The following is a 17,568-nucleotide window of genomic DNA, read 5'->3' as shown; positions in this document are numbered from 1 at the left end:
TACGGTAGATTATCTTCTACATGAGCCCCGAAGAAGCCAGTAATTCTCAGTTTTTTACGCTAGATATAAGCGGAATGACCTGCGCATCATGTGTCAGCCGGGTAGAAAAAGCCTTGAATAAGATTCCCGGGGTAGAAGCAGCAAGCGTCAATTTAGCCACAGAGCAGGCAAGGGTGCGAGTACAAAAAGGTGCATCCAACCTAGATGAAATCATCGCCTTAGTCCAAAAGACAGGCTATGAGGCTAAAGAGGGCTCGATTGGAGGCAATCTAGATCGGAAGGTAGAGAAATCCTTTTGGGCTGCAGATGGCTTAGGCCGCGTCATCCTCAGCTTCTTGCTTTCAGCCCCCCTATTCTTACCCATGTTCTTCATGCCATTTGGCATTCATTGGTCTTTATCGGGTTGGTGGCAGTTGGCTTTAGCAACGCCCGTGCAATTTATTTTGGGATGGCGCTTCTACAAGGCGGGCTATAAGTCCTTAATGGCAGGTGCCGGCAATATGGACTTGCTGGTTTCTCTAGGAACAAGCGCTGCCTATGGGCTAAGCCTCTATATCTTAGTTACCTCAAGTCATGCCCATGAACTGTACTTTGAGGGCTCGGCAGTCATTATTTGCATGGTCTTGTTAGGCAAATGGCTAGAAGCCCGCGCCAAGCAACAAACTAGCGAAGCGATTCGCACCCTACAAAAACTCTGGCCCGAACAGGCAAAAGTGTTAAACGCCGATCTTGAGCTGCAGGGCAATGTAGGTGTGGGCGCAGATCAATACCGCAACTTACCTTTAGATCAAGTGCTGCCTGGAGATCGCGTTTTGGTGCTACCGGGTGAACGTATCCCAGTTGATGGCGTCATTCTTTTGGGTGCTAGCCACGTTGACGAGTCCCTTCTGACTGGTGAAAGCGAGCCCGTTAAAAAGACACTTGGCCTCAAGGTAATCGGTGGCGCTTTAAATGGTGAGGGTGTTCTTGTCGTGATGGCGCAAGCCGTTGGCATTGAAAGCGTGCTCTCGCAAATAATTAACTTAGTAGAAGAGGCGCAAACTCAAAAAGCACCAATTCAAAAATTAGTAGATCAGGTGAGTGCGATCTTCGTACCTACAGTGATTATTCTTGCACTCATTACAGGTATCGGTAACTGGCTTTATTTAGATTCGATCTCCGTTGCTATTTTACGTGCCGTTTCAGTTCTAGTGATCGCCTGCCCTTGCGCACTAGGCTTAGCTACTCCAGCCGCCATCATGGCTGGCACTGGCGTTGCGGCGCGCTTTGGTATTCTGATTAAGGATCCACAAGTATTGGAGTTAGCCCACAAACTCAATATTGTTGCCTTTGATAAGACTGGTACATTAACCGTCGGCAAACCACGTATGCTTGCCCTCCTCCCTTTTGATCATTGGCTCATTGATGTTGATCAAATCCTTGCTACTGCTGCAGGTTTGCAATTAGGAAGCGAGCATCCTTTGGCTAAAGCCTTGCTTGATGCTGCCAAAATAAAAGGTATTACACCATTTACCACTTCATCAAGCAGAGGTCTTCCTGGTATTGGCATTGAAGGCACTCCAAGTAATGGTCCTTTGACAGGTCAAACACTTCGCTTACAGAGCATTGCCTCTCTAGAAGAAGGCACTCAGCACAATCTTATTTTGCAAAAAGCTCAGGCTTGTTTTGAGCGAGGTCAAACTGTTTCCGTCTTGATGGACTTAGGTAAAGAAGGTAGTCAAGCACCAAAGCCAATCGCCGTGATTGCTTTTGGAGATGAGCTTAAACCCAATGCAAAGTTAGCAGTTGATGCATTGCATGCATTACATATTCGAATAGTGATGCTCTCTGGTGATAATTTAGCTGCTGCTAACCGGGTAGGAAAAAGCATCGGCATTGATGAAGTATTTGCTGAAATTATGCCTGGCAATAAAGCGGAGATTATTCACAAACTACAAATTACAAGTACTGGCACTAAACACTTTGTAGCCATGATTGGTGATGGTGTAAATGATGCGCCAGCATTGGCAATAGCAGATGTAGGAATGGCGATGTCTACTGGGACTGATGTGGCAATGCAGGCTGCCGGAATTACTTTAATGCGGGGTGATCCCACTCTAGTGGCAGATGCAATTGATATCTCTAAAAAAACTTGGGACAAGATTCGTCAGAATTTATTTTGGGCATTTGCATTTAATACGATTGGTATACCGATGGCAGCTTTGGGTTATTTATCACCCATGCTAGCTGGAAGCGCGATGGCGCTATCTAGCTTTTGTGTACTAACTAATGCTCTACTCTTAAAGCGTTGGCAACCTGGGCATTCAAAGCTTATTTAGGATTTTTACGAACCAACTCAATATCACCGTAAAGGGCACGCGTTTCTGATTTCGTATTGTCAGTATCAGTCAGAAGGGCAATACCGATAACATTGCCTGGCACCTCTCCATAGGCTAATTTATAGTCAGCCACTAGATCGCGTTCGTGCTTGCGCCATTCGCCCAAGCCATCCCAACCAGAGTCAACCACAATCATCTTCACGCGAGAAGTGTGGGCATTATTCAAAACCGTATTCACTGAATTCTTGCCTGACCATACATACATTACTGTGGCGTAAGGCATCTCTTGACCACTAATTAGGCTAGCCATCTCAAAAGTCAGCTTTTCTTTTAGTGGTAGCTTTGATTTGTTGCCATCAAAAGCCACCAAGATTCGGAGTGGGGCATCGTCATACTGGCTTTGTGCATTGTCCGCCTGAGGTATTGCACCTACTGCCTTCCACTCCCATTGGAGCCACAAGTTGTGCGCTGAGCGGGGGCGAAGTTTTACTGCTAAGCCAGATGCTGATGTTTTCGAGTTGGCAGCTAGTACTGTGCGACCCTGGTATTTCTCAAGTCGATAAATCGTATTCTTTTTGTAAGGTGCTATGCGATAGAAATGCCAACCATCTGGCATTCCATTTTTTGGCTTCTCGGCAGAAAATTTTGGTAAATCCTCCTGAGGGGGCAACTGGTCTGCATTAAATGCTTGGCCTGCCTCATTCTCGACAGAATTACCAGTCAAGCCTGCGCAGCCAGCCAAAGAGATGGCTATAGCAGTCAATAGCAAGAGGGATCGAAAGCATTTTTTTATACACATCATTTGAATTGTCCCAAAGAATGAGTCTCTAAGTCTAAAATCATGATATGCGCCATCAATCTCCCTCAAGCTGGGCTGTTATCAGCGTCTGTATTGCTGCAGTGGTGCATTTTGCTCTCGGCTTTCTGGTTGAGTTTTCCGTAGACGAGGCGCATTACGCTTTATATGCAAAACATCTTGCTTGGAGTTACTTTGATCATCCACCACTGGTAGGTTGGATTCAGTGGCCGCTAGTTGCATTGACCTCATCCGAGGGGATCATTCGTTTAATTCCAGAATTGTTGTGGATCATTTCTGCCTTCTTAGTGTATCGAGTGACGCTAGAGATTCATCGCTTGATACTGGGGCGTAATTCAGGCTACTTAACCACCACCCTCCCTGCGGCAAATCTTTGTGGTCTCATGGCTGTCCTAGCAATCATTGCAGCTCCATTACCCCATGTATTGGCAATTGGTCTTCTGCCAGACACCCTACTTACCCCCCTCAGTTTGAGCTTGATGTTGATGGCTTTAAGATGGACTCGAAAGGATCACTTCACGATTGCAGACTGGGTTATCAGTGGATTACTGCTTGGTTTGGCAGGTCTGAGTAAGTACACCGCTGCATTTACCGCCTTTGCCTTGCTTGCGGTATTTTTAGCTTCACCCAAAAAAGCTTGGATTACTAAGGTAGGCTTCTGGTTCGCAGTAGTCATTGCTCTCATTGTCATTAGTCCAGTGCTGTACTGGAACTGGATCCATGATTGGATCTCCTTCAAATATCAAATCGCCCACGGTAGCGGCGGGACTTGGGCATGGCGCAGAGTTGCTGCCTTTACAGGTATTCAAATTGCGTGTTTTGGACCACTACTGCTCTTCGGTGTTTATATATTCCTTAAGCATTGCCTCCACTCGCAGAAGATGATTCTCATTGCCTTGCTCAGCTTCTTCTTGATCCCCTTCATGATTTTTGCCTCACTTTCTGGAGGCGGTAGCCTACCGCACTGGACTACACCGGCTTGGTTTTGTCTCGCACCATTTGCAGGTATCGGCCTGGCTAAGGCGTGGGCCATGCATCGTCGCTTGGCGATTCGCATTTTGCTGATTGGACAGATACTTATTTGCTTACTTGGTTTTGGCTTTGTTTTGGCGGGAGGTATTAGTAGCTCAGCCGTAAAATCAAATCCAATTGCCGACCTGTATGGATGGAAATTGGCTGGCCAAAAAGCCGCTCAATTAGCACAGACTAATAAAGTTAACGCTATAGCAGTTCAAAACTGGACGCTGGGCAGTAGAGCGGCCTGGTATGCAAGCCCCTTGCCGACTTTCATTCTAGATCAGAGGCAAGATCAATTTGACCTTTGGTCTGGGCAATTACCAGCTGGCGGCAGCGTCCTGCTCATTAATTGGTCAGGCATGGCCTTTAAGCCTCCTGTGGGCAGTAATCTCGCTTTTGAAGTCTGTGACCCCTTGGATAGCTTAGAAATCGTCCAATTTGGGAGGGTTTTATCCAAGTTTGACTTCAGCCTCTGCCGCAATTGGCAGGCTGCAAGTGCGGCACCTTAATTCCCCAAATTCAAGACCTTAGGAGCCGTAGGCATTATCCTTACGCCTATGAGTTCACAACCCCAAACCACCCCAAAAGCCACATCCGGGTGGAAAGCAATCCTCAAACGGGCCTGGCCCACGATCCGTATTTTGTTATCCGTCGCACTCCTCTGGAAAGCTACTAGCGGAATTGATTGGTACGCCCTTTTAGAATCTGATATCCAGATGCAGCCTTGGTGGTTTTTGGCTGCCGCCCTGATGATGCTATCAGCATTTATTTGCGGTGGACTGCGCTGGGGTTTTCTGATGCGCAAAGTTGGGTTTCAGGGCAGTCTTACTGACTTCGTAGCACTCTATCTTGCAGGCGGGCTCATTAATCAAGGGTTGCCAAGCACCCTTGGTGGCGACAGTTATCGAGCAATTACAGCGACACATTTAAATAGCAGTGGGAAGCTAATCGAAGAAAAAGAGCTTGATGAAGAACTGCATCACTCCGTTGATTTGGCGCATGCAACCCCAAAGCTAAGATTGAGCTTTTCTATGGTTCTTGTTGATCGCTTACTTGGTTTAGCAGGAAATAATTTACTAGGTGGGATTGGCCTCATTCTTGGAGGCGCAACGCTAGCTGCCTGGGGAACAGATTTAGGTTATGCAATCACCGGCATCATGATTCTTGCAGGCTTAGTGATTGCTGCAATTTTGGCCTGGGGTCCTAGCTGCAATCTTTTGCAGAAGTTATTGGACCGCGTCAAAATGAACCAAGCTTTACCTGGCATTAAGCTCGCTTTTTCTTGGCCCATGAATGTGGCTCAAGCGGCATTTGCAATTGGTATTCATGCTTTCACTATCTTGACGCTCCTTTTTTGCTTAAAAGCGTATGGAGTTGATGCTCCTATTGAGGCGCTTATGATTGGCTTGCCAGCACTCAGTCTCCTCTTGATGCTACCCATTAGCATCTCTGGCTGGGGATTGCGCGAAGCTACACTCTCTTCTGTATTGGCATTATGGGGAGTAAGTCCATCCATGACGGTACTAGCATCCATTAGTTATGGCGCCATTACCGTCTTATCGGTATTGCCTGGTGCTTACTTTTTATTAAAACGGAAATAATTTTTTTAAAGTCCCTCTATGAGTATTAGCGTCAACACCATGCGTGCTATCGACCATTGGGTTGGTGTACCGCTTTGCGCAGTAGCAAGCCCGATAGTCGCCCTAATTGATGGCTTCAAGAATATCTTTAGCTCTAGTCCGGATGAACCACGCAAATTACTTTTCATTGAGTTATCGGAGATGGGGAGTGCGATTCTGGTTGATCCAGCTATGCGCAATGCGCAAGCTCGTGGCGCTGAATTATTTTTCCTAATCTTCAAAAGTAATCGCGCTAGCCTCACTTTATTAAATACCGTCAAGCCTGAAAATATTTTTACAATTGACTCCTCGAGTTTGGGTGGCTTAATTAAAGACACGCTCAAATTTTTACTAGTGGCGCGCAAGCATCGTATCGATACTGTTATTGATCTAGAGCTGTTCTCTCGATTTACGGCACTGCTCACTGGTCTATGCGGCGCACGCCGTCGCGTGGGTTATCACATTTTTCATGGCGAGGGATTGTGGCGTGGCTATATGCTGACTCGCAAAGTCCATTACAACCCGCACATCCACATTACGAAGAATTTTCTATCCTTAATTCATGCGGCATTTGCTAAACAAACAGAGGTACCATTTAGCAAAATTCAGATTGCGGATTCTGAAGTTCGTTTAGAGCAAGCAGTAATTGATCCAACGGTATTAAGCAAAGTTAGCGAGCGCATAGAGAAACTTAGCGCGACTTTTGGTATAGCGTTTAAGCAAGGTCAGCAACGTCTGATTTTGGTGAACCCCAATGCCAGTGATTTATTACCGCAAAGACGTTGGGCACAGCAGCGCTTCTCAGAACTCATTCAGGAATTAAATCAACGCTACCCAGATGATCTGATTTTGATCACTGGATCCCCTGCTGAATTTGAATACGTTGAAAAAGTACGCGCTGTTGCTAATGTTAAAAATGCCTTGAATTTTGCAGGTCAAGTGAGTTTTGCGGAATTACCACCGCTTTACACCCTCTCTGACGTGATGGTGACTAACGACTCTGGGCCTGGCCACTTCTCCGCCGTTACTCCATTGCGAACAGTCGTCCTCTTCGGACCAGAAACGCCAGCACTGTATGGCTCTATTGGTAAATCAATTGCAATTACCGCCAATCTGGCATGTTCACCCTGCGTTAGTGCAGCCAATCATCGTAAAACACCGTGTCATGACAATGTCTGTATGCAAGCCATCACGGTTGCTCAGGTACTAGAAAAGATGACGCATCAATTAAATGAAGCCGATCAAGAGCGGGCACGTTAATTCGTATGACTGAGCAGCGCAAATCCGTTTTTGCAATTGCATCAATTTGGGTTTGGTGCATTCCACTTCTGCCGCTGAGTTTAGCTATCGCACTTTATTTTGGTGAACTACAAACACCAACATTCTTATTCATCAATCGCCATACACAGATTCTGCCTGACACCCTATGGACTTGGTTTACTTTCATTGGCAATGGCTGGGGCGTCTATGCATTATGCTTTCCACTCCTACTTCTAGCGCCGCGATTACTCTGTGCTGGACTGTTCGCATCTCTCATTGGTGGCGCATGCAGTCAAATCGTCAAACCCTTTTTAGCGCTCCCTCGCCCTGCTGGAGTATTGGCCATAGAGGACTTCTATCGCATAGGTGAGCCCCTGTTACATAAGGCGATGCCATCTGGCCATACGATCACTGCTTTTGCAGTTGTCTCTGGAATTTACTTTGCTTGCGATCGCGATAAAAGAGCTTCTTTGTGGTGGATCTTCATCATTGCCGCCTTTGCTGGCATCTCTCGAAATGCACTGGGCGCCCACTGGCTAACCGATGTTTTAGCAGGTTGTGCCGTTGGATTATGGTCGGGGATGCTTGGAGCTGGATTATCTAGATTAATTTCAGAAACACAGTTGACGCCCAGTAAGATCGGGCCTCGCTTGCTTGCGCTGGGCGGGTTAGCGACTATTTATGTCCTGCTCACCCAAACCCTAGACTCCGAATTGAATCAGTCTTTGCAATATGCTTGTGTAGCCTTAATTAGTATCACTCTCACATTGTTTATTCATGCGCAAAAAACCAAGGCAATATAAAGATGTTTAGTTACCGCCATGCTTTTCATGCGGGTAGTCATGCGGATATTCTCAAGCATCTTGTCATGATTCATCTGCTTGAATACCTCCAAGAAAAACCGGGCGCCCTAACCATTGTTGATACCCATGCTGGTGCTGGCATCTATAGTCTGATTGATGGCTTTGCAACTGTCAGCAAAGAGGCGGATCAAGGTATTTATCGCCTAGCTCAATTTGCAAAAAATAATTCTGTAAGTCCTGGTATTGAGAACTATCTTGCGTGTATTCACTCCGAAAATACTGCTGACGAGATCACAATCTATCCTGGCTCCCCATTTATCTTGGCGCGCTTACTAAGGTCACATGATCGTCTTAAACTCTTTGAACTACACCCCAAAGAGATTGATATCCTGCGCCACAATATCAACCAACTCAAGCAAACAAAGCAAATTGATGTTTACGCAGAGGATAGCTTTACCAGACTGAAGGGCTTGATGCCACCTCCCAGCAGACGTGGACTTGTTTTAATTGATCCTTCTTATGAGGATAAGCAAGATTATCGTTATCTCGAAAATACAATAGAGGAAGCACTACACCGCTTTGCTACTGGCTGTTTTGCCATCTGGTATCCATGCCTCTCCAGAAGAGAATCTGCTTCTCTACCGGATCATATAAAAAAGATTGCAACAACCCACAAGCGCTCTTGGTTACAAGTTGAGCTAAGGGTAGAGAATGCACCTAAAGATCGTCGTCTTCAGGCCAGTGGTATGTTCATTATTAACCCGCCATGGACACTAGAAAAGCAATTGGCCGAAAGCATGCCTATTCTTGTGAGGGCACTAGGTCAAGATGGTGGTGCCGGGTTTGTATTAAAGAGTTTTGAGGCCTAGAGTTCAGAAATTAAGGTTGAACTTTTAAATCATCACCTCATTGCGACGCATAAAGGGGCAAGGACCATAGCTCACAAGGGGCTGTATTCGTAACTAGCTAAATTACAATTCAAGGAACGTAATACCAAAACCCCGTTTAAGAGGGGCGCCTTACAAACTCAAAAATTGAGTGCGGACACAAACCAAACGCAAGCAGAGATGGTTGTGAAAATGCCGGTAAAGATCAGGATGCCTGTCAGATAGATACTTCTTGTTTTGTCACGTAGCAGGGTTGCGCGCTTTTGATTCATTTTCATGCCTATATATTTAAATAATGCATCAATATTAATGCATTTGACTTAAGGGTGCATGGTACCTAGATCAACCACCCTAGGGGCTGCTTGCTAATTCAGTTTTTACCCTCACCCCTTAAGGCAAGCAAGAGGGGGTGGTCAACTGGAAAATCAACCTCTTCAATCGCTCCACTAACTTCAGGTAAACCCTTGAATAATTCTTTATCGCCCTGAAAAACCATCGTCCACTTTTGAAAACTTCTGGAGCTAATTTGTTTCCGCTCAATCAATCGAATGTTTTTATGCCGATTATCTTGTTGAATTTTTTCCCACATCAACTCAATAACATCCTCAGGGCCTTCAATGACTTGACCAAATTGATTATTCTCGAAAATTAAGGCGCCAGTGATTTCTAAACGGAGGTTTCTTAAATAGGAGTGGTAAAGGAGTCGCATTAGTCCCAAAAAGGACATGCCCTGTGCTGGTTCACTTACATAAGTTAATTCAATGAGTTTCCACATTTCTCCATACTATGGAGGAATAATGATAGTTTCTGTAGGCATATACCCTAAAGCAAATGCCAGAAAGATTTGTACCTTCGATCAATCCCGAACTGTTATCAAAATTTCATTTCGGCGCATGAAGGGCAGTGACCACGGGGGGTTATAGCGTGCAAATTGAGGGGCGCCAATTGCCTGCCATTGCTTACTCTTAATCCACTCCTCTAAGGCCTTGGTTTTTTCATTAACTTTATCCTCGTTATAAAAACCAGAAAAGGTGATTGCTGCGCGCTTTTGTGCCGGCAACTCTCGTATGCTAACCAAAGGATTCATAGGTTTTGGGAGCGTCGCCAAGGTATATTCAGCAGGCATGACAAATGAGAATATCCATTCATTACTTGAGCCTTTGCTAGCCTCAATACCTACGGGGACAGTCATTGCAATCTTAGTGCTTTGCGTTGCCTCTATTCCCACTGGGGTAGTCATTGAAATTTTTTCGCTAACTTGATTCTGCCCAAAGATAAAAGCAGCGATTAAGCGAAATCCTTGGTTAGAGGCTGCATCTAAATCACCCTCCACCTTGACCTCAGCAATTAATTGGGGTGCATAGTTGCGAAGCTCAAAAGACTCTGATTTTTCAATCATAGAAAATTTAGGTTCTTCGGTTGCCATTGCAGTACTCGCAATCAATAAGCTAATTAGAAATGCTAAAACTCGCACAAGGAAATCCTTAATGTGAAGGGGCTACCACTGAGACCGAATAGTAAACCCCGTTGCATCATATTGAATGTGGGCTTGCGCACCTACCGGCAAAGTGAGTTTCTCGGCTTGATGCCCAAATGGTAAGCCTGTTAATACCGGAATATTCTTAGGTAGGCGCTGACTAATAGCCTCGATAGCACTTTCAATTGTGTAACCACGATCATTGTCATAAAGACGATAGGCTGAGAATCCGCCTAACAGAATCACGCTTTGATTTTCTAATATACCGGCATCCAATAATTGCATCAGCATGCGCTCAATTCGATAAGGGTGTTCATTCACATCCTCTAAAAATAGAATCCCGCCTTTAGTTTGTTGCTTACTAGGTAAATACGGCGTACCAATTAATCCAGCCAAAACCGTTAAATTACCACCCCAGAGCATGCCTGAGACTTGTCCTACAGCGGGATCTCTTAGGTAGGGTTGCGTAGCCTCAATAGTGCAATCCAATTGACGCTCTTCAATTGCTTTCTGAAAATACGCCCACATAAAGGCGTTGGGATTAACGCCATCACCCTGTTCACCTTGAGAAGCAAAATCAAAATTGAGCATAGGCCCAGCCAGAGTGACTGCACCAGTTTTAGCCAATAAGCCCAACTGAAACACTGTGAAATCACTATGCCCACAAATCTGCAAACCGCCTTTAACAGCCTCTGCAATTTCAGGCCATTGAATATTTGGGAGCAAGCGATGTAATCCATAGCCACCACGCATGGCTACAACAACAATATCGGGAGGAAGCTTAGTGAGTTGATTAATTTCAGCCACACGCTCTGCATCTGAGCCAGCAAAACGTTGCTCAACTCGGCCCACGCAATCTGAATTCAGAATCTCAATACCTTGCTTCTTGAGCCACTCAATTCCAGCCAATGGACTGCGATTATCTAAGCTAGCCCCCGAAGGAGCAATCAAATGAATTTGCTTCAACGCCGCTCCTTAAAAAAATCACGCAATATTTGCCCGCACTCTTCGCCCATAATGCCACCTTCAACTTGAGTCTGGTGATTAATTTGCTTCTCTAAGAATACATTGAGCACACTTCCTGCAGCGCCCGTCTTAGGGTCGGTTGCGCCAAATACAACCCGCTCAACCCTAGCATGGAGCATCGCTCCAGCACACATTGTGCAGGGCTCGAGAGTCACATAGAGAGTTGTGCCAGGTAGGCGGTAGTTTGATTCATCATGTGCTGCAGCCCGTATCGCCATCATCTCGGCATGGGCGCTAGGATCGCTATTGCTAATCGGCTGATTAAAACCAGTTGAAATCACTTGACCATCTCTAACCAATACAGCCCCAACAGGCACCTCACCAGCGGAAGCAGCGAGTTTGGCTTGATCCAAAGCTTGCTGCATAAATTGGCGATCAAGCTCTGCTTGCATATTATTTCTTACGAATGAGAAACGTCAGCCCAACAATTGGGAGTTTCATAAAGACGAATAGATTCCAACTTGAGTCGGCCATCAAAGGCTTTTTCAAAAACAGGCTGCAGCACTCTAAAGGCTGCACTAGCTAAGTTTTCTACAGTAGGTACATGCTCCAACACTACTGTCTTGTGATTGGGGATGGAGTTTAAATACTCTACCAATCCAGCATCCTCTTTAGCCACGAGAAACGCATGATCCCATGGCTCCACAACATATTGATTAGTGAGGCGCTTAATGTCGCCAAAATCCAAGACCATGCCATCATCCGGCTTACCAGGATGATCTGCAATTACGCCGGTGAGTGTAACCTCAATCGCATAGCGATGACCATGAAGGTGGCGGCACTGTCCATCATGATTAGGAATCCGATGACCTGAGTCAAACTCAAGTCGACGGGTAATAGAGATGGCTTCGTGCTTGGTGGTCATGATTACTTTTCTAAATACTGAAATATCGCTTGATGGAACTATTATCGAATACCGATGATTTTATGAGTCTGAACGCTCAAACGCCATAAAGGCCGCTTTTGACATAGGCCAACTGCTAGAGCTAGGTTTTCTTGAAGGTTTGGACCATCCATTGCCTGCAAGAAACGATTGCGATAATCCATCTTCTCAAATCGAGCTAATAAGGTTTCGATAGAGGTATGTCCAGCTTGAGGTATTACTAACTTAATCTCATCAGCCTGCAACACAATGAGTTCAGACCCGGCCTTGGGGCTGACGCATACCCAATCAACTCCCTGGGGCACCTTTATTGTTCCATTCGTCTCAATCGCAATAACAAAACCCTTGGCATGCAAGGCATCTATTAATGCAGTATCCAGTTGCAATAATGGCTCGCCACCAGTAAAGACAACATAACGTTGCTGCGGTCCAGCTGAAGTGCTTCTCCAGACCTCTTCTATGGTATCTGCCAATAGAGAGGGTGTCTCAAACTTCCCCCCACCGGCACCATCACTACCAACAAAGTCGGTGTCGCAAAATTGGCAAACTGCTGTTGCTCGATCCTCTTCGCGGCCGCTCCACAGGTTACAGCCGGAAAAACGACAAAATACAGCTGCACGACCAGTGTGGGCGCCCTCACCCTGAAGGGTTGGAAAGAGTTCTTTAACGGTATACATAACTATCTGCTGATTTTAAGCGCTTTGCTTACTTCCAGGACACAAGCTCCCACTCCAGATAATCTTCCCAGAGAGCGCCGCTCCAATACATACCGGGCCATATATAGCGCCCAACACTGCGCCGAATAACCCAGCGACCAACCTCAGGAGAGAACCAGACGTCTTCATTGCGGATGCTGGCTAATCTGGAGACATCATTACTCGTAAAGTATGGTGCCTCATTTTGATACTTAAGAACTTGAAATTGCCCAGCAGGGACGCTAACACTCTCCCAACTAAGCGCCGATATATTTAAGCCCCAATAGTAGTCATTGTCAGGGTAGCCAACTACCTGATAGCGATTGCGATAGAAGCCAGACCAACCCGTAACCAGTTGCTCGGGCCACAAGGGGATTGGCTGTATAAACTTTTGCGGGGGATTCCAGTGTGGGTCCTGAAGGATATATCCCCAAGGCTCCTGAATTTCATCGGGGAGTGGGCCTACTTTTAATCCACTGCGCTGAATACGAATCTGGGGTCCAACATAAACCACTCTCTCCGTAACAACATCAACCAGCTCCTGATTAAAGACATTACGAACGTTGTAGACCCACTCCTGCCCCATCTGTGGCGCCCTTACCTTAGGTGGATTCATGGGTTGTGGCAACGGAATTGAGACTGGATAAGGCTGCGAAGAGATGCAGGCCACCAGCAAGGCTGGTGGCAACAATAAAAGGATTCTACGTAGAGTATTTATTTGTAAGAACTTAATTGCCACTGGTAGCTTCCCTCTAAGATAACTGCTCCAATTTGCCCTTGAATTTGATAGGAGCCAGATGCCTCACGAGCAACCCAGCGGCCAATTTGCGGAGCGAACCAAACTGTTTCTTTGCGGATGCAATCAATCTTATTTGGATCTTCGCTCTCATAATTGATGAGCGTCTGAAAACGTAGTGCAATAAATTCTCCAGCGGGAACAGTAATTTTTTCCCAGCTCTGCACACTCATATATTCCTGCCAATTCATTCTTGAATCTGAGTAGCCGGCAATACTGTACTTTGTATTGAACTGCTTTGACCAGGTGGTAGATAGTTGCTCAGGCCAGAGAGGTAGGGATGGGCTGAAGTTTAGCAAACGTGACCACTGCGTATCGGTAGCAACCATTCCCCATGAAGTCTGGATTTCGCTAGGCAAGCGAGTGCCATCTGCGGTCGAGCGATCAATCACAATAGTTGAGCCTATATTAGAAATACGCTCAGTAATTACATCCAAAGTTTTTCCGTCAAAGATATTTTTCTTGATATATGTCCACTCTTGCCCAATCTGCGGAGGACGAACCACGGGTAACGGCTTTGGTTGAGCAACTGGAACACCGTGCTCATAAGAAAGTCCGCCGCAAGCAATTGGAGTTAAAGCGGCTGATACGATGAAAGTGCGGCGAGATGAATTCATATTACTACTCACAGTGATTTAATGAAATACATTAGATATACCTAGTTTATAGATGCTTCAATGCTTTAGCTATTTTATTGCGTCCTACTGAAGCTTTTGGTACAGAGGGTATATCGAACCACTTATGGACATCCTCCTCAAAGCCTAGGCCATGCATAAAGTTGTAAATCGCTTTCTTTAGACCAAGGCCGAGAAGATCGTGATCTACTCCAGTGGGGTCGATAAAAGCAACATCGTTCTTAGCAAAGCTAATAGGAGGCAATGGCACAAGCTCGATTCCATAAGCTTCTGGGTCAAGCCCTACCGGAGAATGTACCGTACAAGTAAAGCGATGGAAGAATCCACTTTGAATACAGCCATTTTCAAAAAGCTGGCGCACATACTCGAGCGAATCAACAGTTTCTTGGACGGTTTGCGTCGGGAAACCATACATTAAATAAGCATGCACCAAGACGCCGGCACTCGAGAACGCCTTGGTCACCTGGGCTACCTGCTCTACTGAAACACCTTTTTTCATGAGGTCGAGAAGCCTATCAGAAGCCACTTCTAAACCACCTGACATTGCTATACATCCACTTTCAGCAAGTAATTCACATAACTCGGGCGTGAAAGTCTTTTCAAAGCGGATATTTCCCCACCAAGAAATCACTACCTTGCGACGTATTAATTCCTCAGCAAGGGCTTTTAAGATTTTTGGGGGCGCCGCTTCATCAACAAAATGAAATCCCGTCTGACCAGTCTCAGAAACAATTACTTCAATACGGTCAACCAAAAGACTTGCTGAAGCAGTTTCATATCGAGAGATGTAATCCAAGCTAACATCACAGAAGCTACATTTTTTCCAATAGCAACCATGAGCAACAGTAAGCTTATTCCAGCGCCCATCACTCCACAAGCGATGCATGGGATTGAGCATATCTAGCAGGGATAAATAGGAATTAAGTGGTAGCCCATCCCAGGTAGCAGTACCCACCTCCTCAAAAGCAATATCAGGCTCCTGCCAATTAATATACAGAACCTCATTACCAGTGGTTGGGATAAATGTACGAACCAGCCTTTCTGCAGAGCGTTTACCATCTAAATGCTCTAAAAGAGCAAGCAAGGGTCGCTCACCAGAATCTAGTGTGATGTAGTCTACAAAATCAAATATACGTGGATCAGTTAGTTCACGTAACTCAGTATTCACATAACCACCACCAAGACCAATTTTAATGTTGGGGTAATTATTTTTTATGGTTTGGGCAATTCGTAATGCAGCATACATTGCCCCAGGAAATGGTACTGATAACAATACTAAAGTGGGTTGATGCTTTTCTATGGAAGACTTTACAAGCTCCTGCAAATGCAAGTCCATTAATGTGGGTCTTGCCCCTAAGGCATCAGCCAAGGGCGTAAACGTAGGCTGACTGCCCGCCAAGGATTCTGCGTAGCGGACAAACTCAAAGCGTTCATCTACTGCGTCACGTAAAACATCAGATAGATCATTGAGATACAGAGTGGCTAAATGACGCGCCCGATCATGGGAGCCTAGCGCACCAAATGCCCACGCCAATGAATCACCGCCCTCTTCCTCATCATATACATCTAAGGATGAAAAGCGTGGCCCCTCAGGCAATAAAGTACGGCTGTTGATGCGGTGGGCAAGAGTACTATCGCGCCCCTGCAAAAATGCAATAGCTAAAGCAATAGTGACTTGATAATCCGAAAAGTAATCAAGAAAGAAATTGACGCTCGCACTGCGATTTTCTTCGGAGAGTTTTAAGGCCTGGTCCTTTATCTCCAGCAAACCTGCTGGGGTAAAGAAACTCAAAACTAAGGCTAATGCTAAATCCTCTTGGACCGCCTCAAAGCCACGTGAGCGCAAAAATCCTGTGAGATATGCCGTTGATGGATACGGCGTATTCAGCTGCGTCATTGGCGGAATGAGGCTTAGAATCCTCATGCTACTTGTTTCCGCTGCTCGCTGAGGGACTGCAGCAAACCCAACTCCTCAGAACTAAAACCCGCTTGCTCACGGGCATCAAAATTAAATGGCCCCTTTAAAGTGGGTGCGTGGTATTTCTCAGCCAACTCTTGATAAGTCAAAATTGGAGATAGGTTATCAATGGCACATAAGAAGTTAAACCATCGATTACCAACGAGCACATGGCCAATTTCATCATTGAGAATAATTTCTAAGATCTCTACGGCGCGCTCATCTTTGATTTGCTTGAATCGATCCCGAATCTCTGGAACCGCGTCAAGACCTCTTGCCTCCATAGTTCGAGGCACTAGAGCCATGCGAGCAATTACTGAATCCGTGGTTTTTTCAACCATCTCCCACAAGCTATTGTGAGCTGGAAAATCACCATATCCAAATCCAAAGGATTGCAAATGGGCGCTGATCAAACTGAAATGATATGACTCTTCTTTTGCGACCCTGAGCCAATCTTCATAATATGCCTTGGGCATGTTTGAAAAACGCCAGATCGCATCCAGAGCTAAATTCATGGCATTAAATTCAATATGCGCCAAGGAGTGCCAAAGAATAGCCCTTCCACTAAGCGTATCCATTTTTCTTTTGGGAACAAACTTGGGCGCCACTAGGTCTGGCTTGGCAGGTCGGCCAGGAAGGCAGAGATCTTGACTATCGAAATTAGCAGAAAGGTTTACGGTAACGCGCCCAGCTTGATACCCATCGAACAAGCGAGCAAGCTGACTCACCTTCGATTGCACATCTGAATTTGCCAGTATCTCAAGAGTGGCTTGGCGTAACTCAATCATTTATAGTGTAAAAATACAGAAGAATAGACAGCAGGGATCAAATTGATCTAAGTAACTTGAATCTTTACAACCTAGTTAATTGGTATTTAGCCAAAACTGAATGCGACATTAGAAACATTGTACGCAAGTACCAGAGCCTAATGCATGGGGATTATGGTAGTTCAACTCATTTTTGGGTTTTTGATGTTCAATAACACCTTTATTGTGATAAAGCACCCAGCGCAGCATTAAAGTGGCTAACTTTGAAATGCTAGCGGTCACACCAGCCAACAAATGTAATGGGGCCTAGCCAGAAATGGCTTCTGACAAGCTCCCTTTTTTAAAGCTGATCAATCCTCGATTTGCAAATAGACCACGGATTGAGTGTCAACGGAAGCATGGGCATGCAAAATGTGACTATCAATGACTGTCTTGTCGAAGGATTTTTCAGTAGTTGACAAAACAGACTCAACGCCCTCTAACTGGTCTTTTTCAATCGTATTTCCCATGGCAAACCCTCCTTGAAGTCATCTAACAAGCATGCAGAATAGAATGTATTCCTGTACCTGAAAAGGATATAAATATCATTTATTTATACTTTTTCAGGTATA

General features: G+C 45.5%; 19 protein-coding genes. 6 read left to right on the top strand and 13 right to left on the bottom strand.

Features of this window, described 5'->3' with window-relative positions:
- Positions 1-20: 20 nt before the first annotated feature.
- On the top strand, positions 21-2,318 hold the full coding sequence (locus ICN43_RS05910) for a cation-translocating P-type ATPase (protein ID WP_216197758.1): 2,298 nt from the start codon (positions 21-23) through the stop codon (positions 2,316-2,318).
- On the opposite strand, the gene ICN43_RS05905 is transcribed toward ICN43_RS05910, so the two are convergent.
- Positions 2,311-3,087, bottom strand: coding sequence for a DUF3047 domain-containing protein (locus ICN43_RS05905; RefSeq protein ID WP_255533437.1), 777 nt, complete (start codon positions 3,085-3,087; stop codon positions 2,311-2,313). The two genes, ICN43_RS05910 and ICN43_RS05905, sit on opposite strands and share 8 nt — an antisense overlap.
- A gap of 77 nt (positions 3,088-3,164) precedes the next feature.
- Between ICN43_RS05905 and ICN43_RS05900 the strand changes: the two genes are divergently transcribed.
- The 5 genes from ICN43_RS05900 to ICN43_RS05880 are packed head-to-tail and all read left to right on the top strand — an operon-like array spanning position 3,165 to position 8,703.
- Positions 3,165-4,661: a glycosyltransferase family 39 protein gene (locus tag ICN43_RS05900; RefSeq protein ID WP_216197756.1), complete on the top strand. Its 1,497-nt coding sequence runs from the start codon at positions 3,165-3,167 to the stop codon at positions 4,659-4,661.
- Positions 4,662-4,709: 48 nt separating this feature from the next.
- Positions 4,710-5,753, top strand: a complete 1,044-nt coding sequence (locus ICN43_RS05895; RefSeq protein WP_216197754.1) for a lysylphosphatidylglycerol synthase transmembrane domain-containing protein — start codon at positions 4,710-4,712, stop codon at positions 5,751-5,753.
- Between the two features lie 18 nt (positions 5,754-5,771).
- A complete protein-coding gene (locus ICN43_RS05890) occupies positions 5,772-7,031 on the top strand; it encodes a glycosyltransferase family 9 protein (protein WP_216197752.1) in 1,260 nt (419 codons plus the stop codon).
- Positions 7,032-7,036: 5 nt separating this feature from the next.
- The gene (locus tag ICN43_RS05885) at positions 7,037-7,834 is read left to right on the top strand and encodes a phosphatase PAP2 family protein (protein ID WP_216197750.1); all 798 of its coding nucleotides are present in this window, start codon (positions 7,037-7,039) and stop codon (positions 7,832-7,834) included.
- Positions 7,835-7,836: 2 nt separating this feature from the next.
- Complete coding sequence (locus tag ICN43_RS05880; protein WP_216197748.1) at positions 7,837-8,703, top strand: 23S rRNA (adenine(2030)-N(6))-methyltransferase RlmJ; 867 nt, start codon at positions 7,837-7,839, stop codon at positions 8,701-8,703.
- A 158-nt stretch (positions 8,704-8,861) separates the two neighbouring features.
- Here the strand turns inward: ICN43_RS05880 and ICN43_RS11165 are convergent, their stop codons facing one another.
- From ICN43_RS11165 to ICN43_RS05825, 12 genes are all read right to left on the bottom strand, one after another.
- Positions 8,862-8,993: a hypothetical protein gene (locus ICN43_RS11165; RefSeq protein ID WP_255533436.1), complete on the bottom strand. Its 132-nt coding sequence runs from the start codon at positions 8,991-8,993 to the stop codon at positions 8,862-8,864.
- Between the two features lie 98 nt (positions 8,994-9,091).
- On the bottom strand, positions 9,092-9,496 hold the full coding sequence (locus ICN43_RS05875; protein WP_216197747.1) for a BLUF domain-containing protein: 405 nt from the start codon (positions 9,494-9,496) through the stop codon (positions 9,092-9,094).
- A gap of 81 nt (positions 9,497-9,577) precedes the next feature.
- Positions 9,578-10,147 (bottom strand): heme-binding protein, encoded by a 570-nt coding sequence (locus tag ICN43_RS05870; protein ID WP_216197745.1) that lies wholly within the window; start codon positions 10,145-10,147, stop codon positions 9,578-9,580.
- Positions 10,148-10,219: 72 nt separating this feature from the next.
- Complete coding sequence (locus ICN43_RS05865; protein ID WP_216197743.1) at positions 10,220-11,164, bottom strand: LD-carboxypeptidase; 945 nt, start codon at positions 11,162-11,164, stop codon at positions 10,220-10,222.
- Positions 11,161-11,616: a tRNA adenosine(34) deaminase TadA gene (tadA, locus tag ICN43_RS05860; protein ID WP_216197741.1), complete on the bottom strand. Its 456-nt coding sequence runs from the start codon at positions 11,614-11,616 to the stop codon at positions 11,161-11,163. Before tadA ends, ICN43_RS05865 begins: the two co-directional genes overlap by 4 nt.
- Positions 11,617-11,624: 8 nt before the next feature.
- A complete protein-coding gene (queD, locus tag ICN43_RS05855) occupies positions 11,625-12,089 on the bottom strand; it encodes a 6-carboxytetrahydropterin synthase QueD (protein WP_216197739.1) in 465 nt (154 codons plus the stop codon).
- 41 nt (positions 12,090-12,130) lie between these two features.
- On the bottom strand, positions 12,131-12,784 hold the full coding sequence (queE, locus tag ICN43_RS05850) for a 7-carboxy-7-deazaguanine synthase (protein WP_216197737.1): 654 nt from the start codon (positions 12,782-12,784) through the stop codon (positions 12,131-12,133).
- Positions 12,785-12,812: 28 nt separating this feature from the next.
- Positions 12,813-13,541: a hypothetical protein gene (locus ICN43_RS05845; protein ID WP_370623159.1), complete on the bottom strand. Its 729-nt coding sequence runs from the start codon at positions 13,539-13,541 to the stop codon at positions 12,813-12,815.
- Positions 13,517-14,215 carry a hypothetical protein gene (locus ICN43_RS05840; RefSeq protein ID WP_216197735.1) on the bottom strand — a complete coding sequence of 233 codons (699 nt, stop codon included), beginning with the start codon at positions 14,213-14,215 and terminating at the stop codon, positions 13,517-13,519. The genes ICN43_RS05845 and ICN43_RS05840 overlap by 25 nt, the downstream gene beginning before the upstream one ends.
- A gap of 46 nt (positions 14,216-14,261) precedes the next feature.
- Complete coding sequence (locus tag ICN43_RS05835) at positions 14,262-16,157, bottom strand: radical SAM protein (RefSeq protein ID WP_216197733.1); 1,896 nt, start codon at positions 16,155-16,157, stop codon at positions 14,262-14,264.
- The gene (locus ICN43_RS05830; RefSeq protein WP_216197731.1) at positions 16,154-16,978 is read right to left on the bottom strand and encodes a ferritin-like domain-containing protein; all 825 of its coding nucleotides are present in this window, start codon (positions 16,976-16,978) and stop codon (positions 16,154-16,156) included. The genes ICN43_RS05835 and ICN43_RS05830 overlap by 4 nt, the downstream gene beginning before the upstream one ends.
- A gap of 329 nt (positions 16,979-17,307) precedes the next feature.
- Positions 17,308-17,466: a hypothetical protein gene (locus ICN43_RS05825; RefSeq protein ID WP_216197729.1), complete on the bottom strand. Its 159-nt coding sequence runs from the start codon at positions 17,464-17,466 to the stop codon at positions 17,308-17,310.
- Positions 17,467-17,568: the final 102 nt, after the last annotated feature.

The organism is Polynucleobacter sp. UK-Mo-2m-Kol15, from assembly GCF_018881505.1.
Lineage (GTDB): Bacteria > Pseudomonadota > Gammaproteobacteria > Burkholderiales > Burkholderiaceae > Polynucleobacter.
The sequence above is the reverse complement of the archived record's forward strand: the minus strand, read 5'-3'. Positions and strand labels throughout refer to the sequence as shown.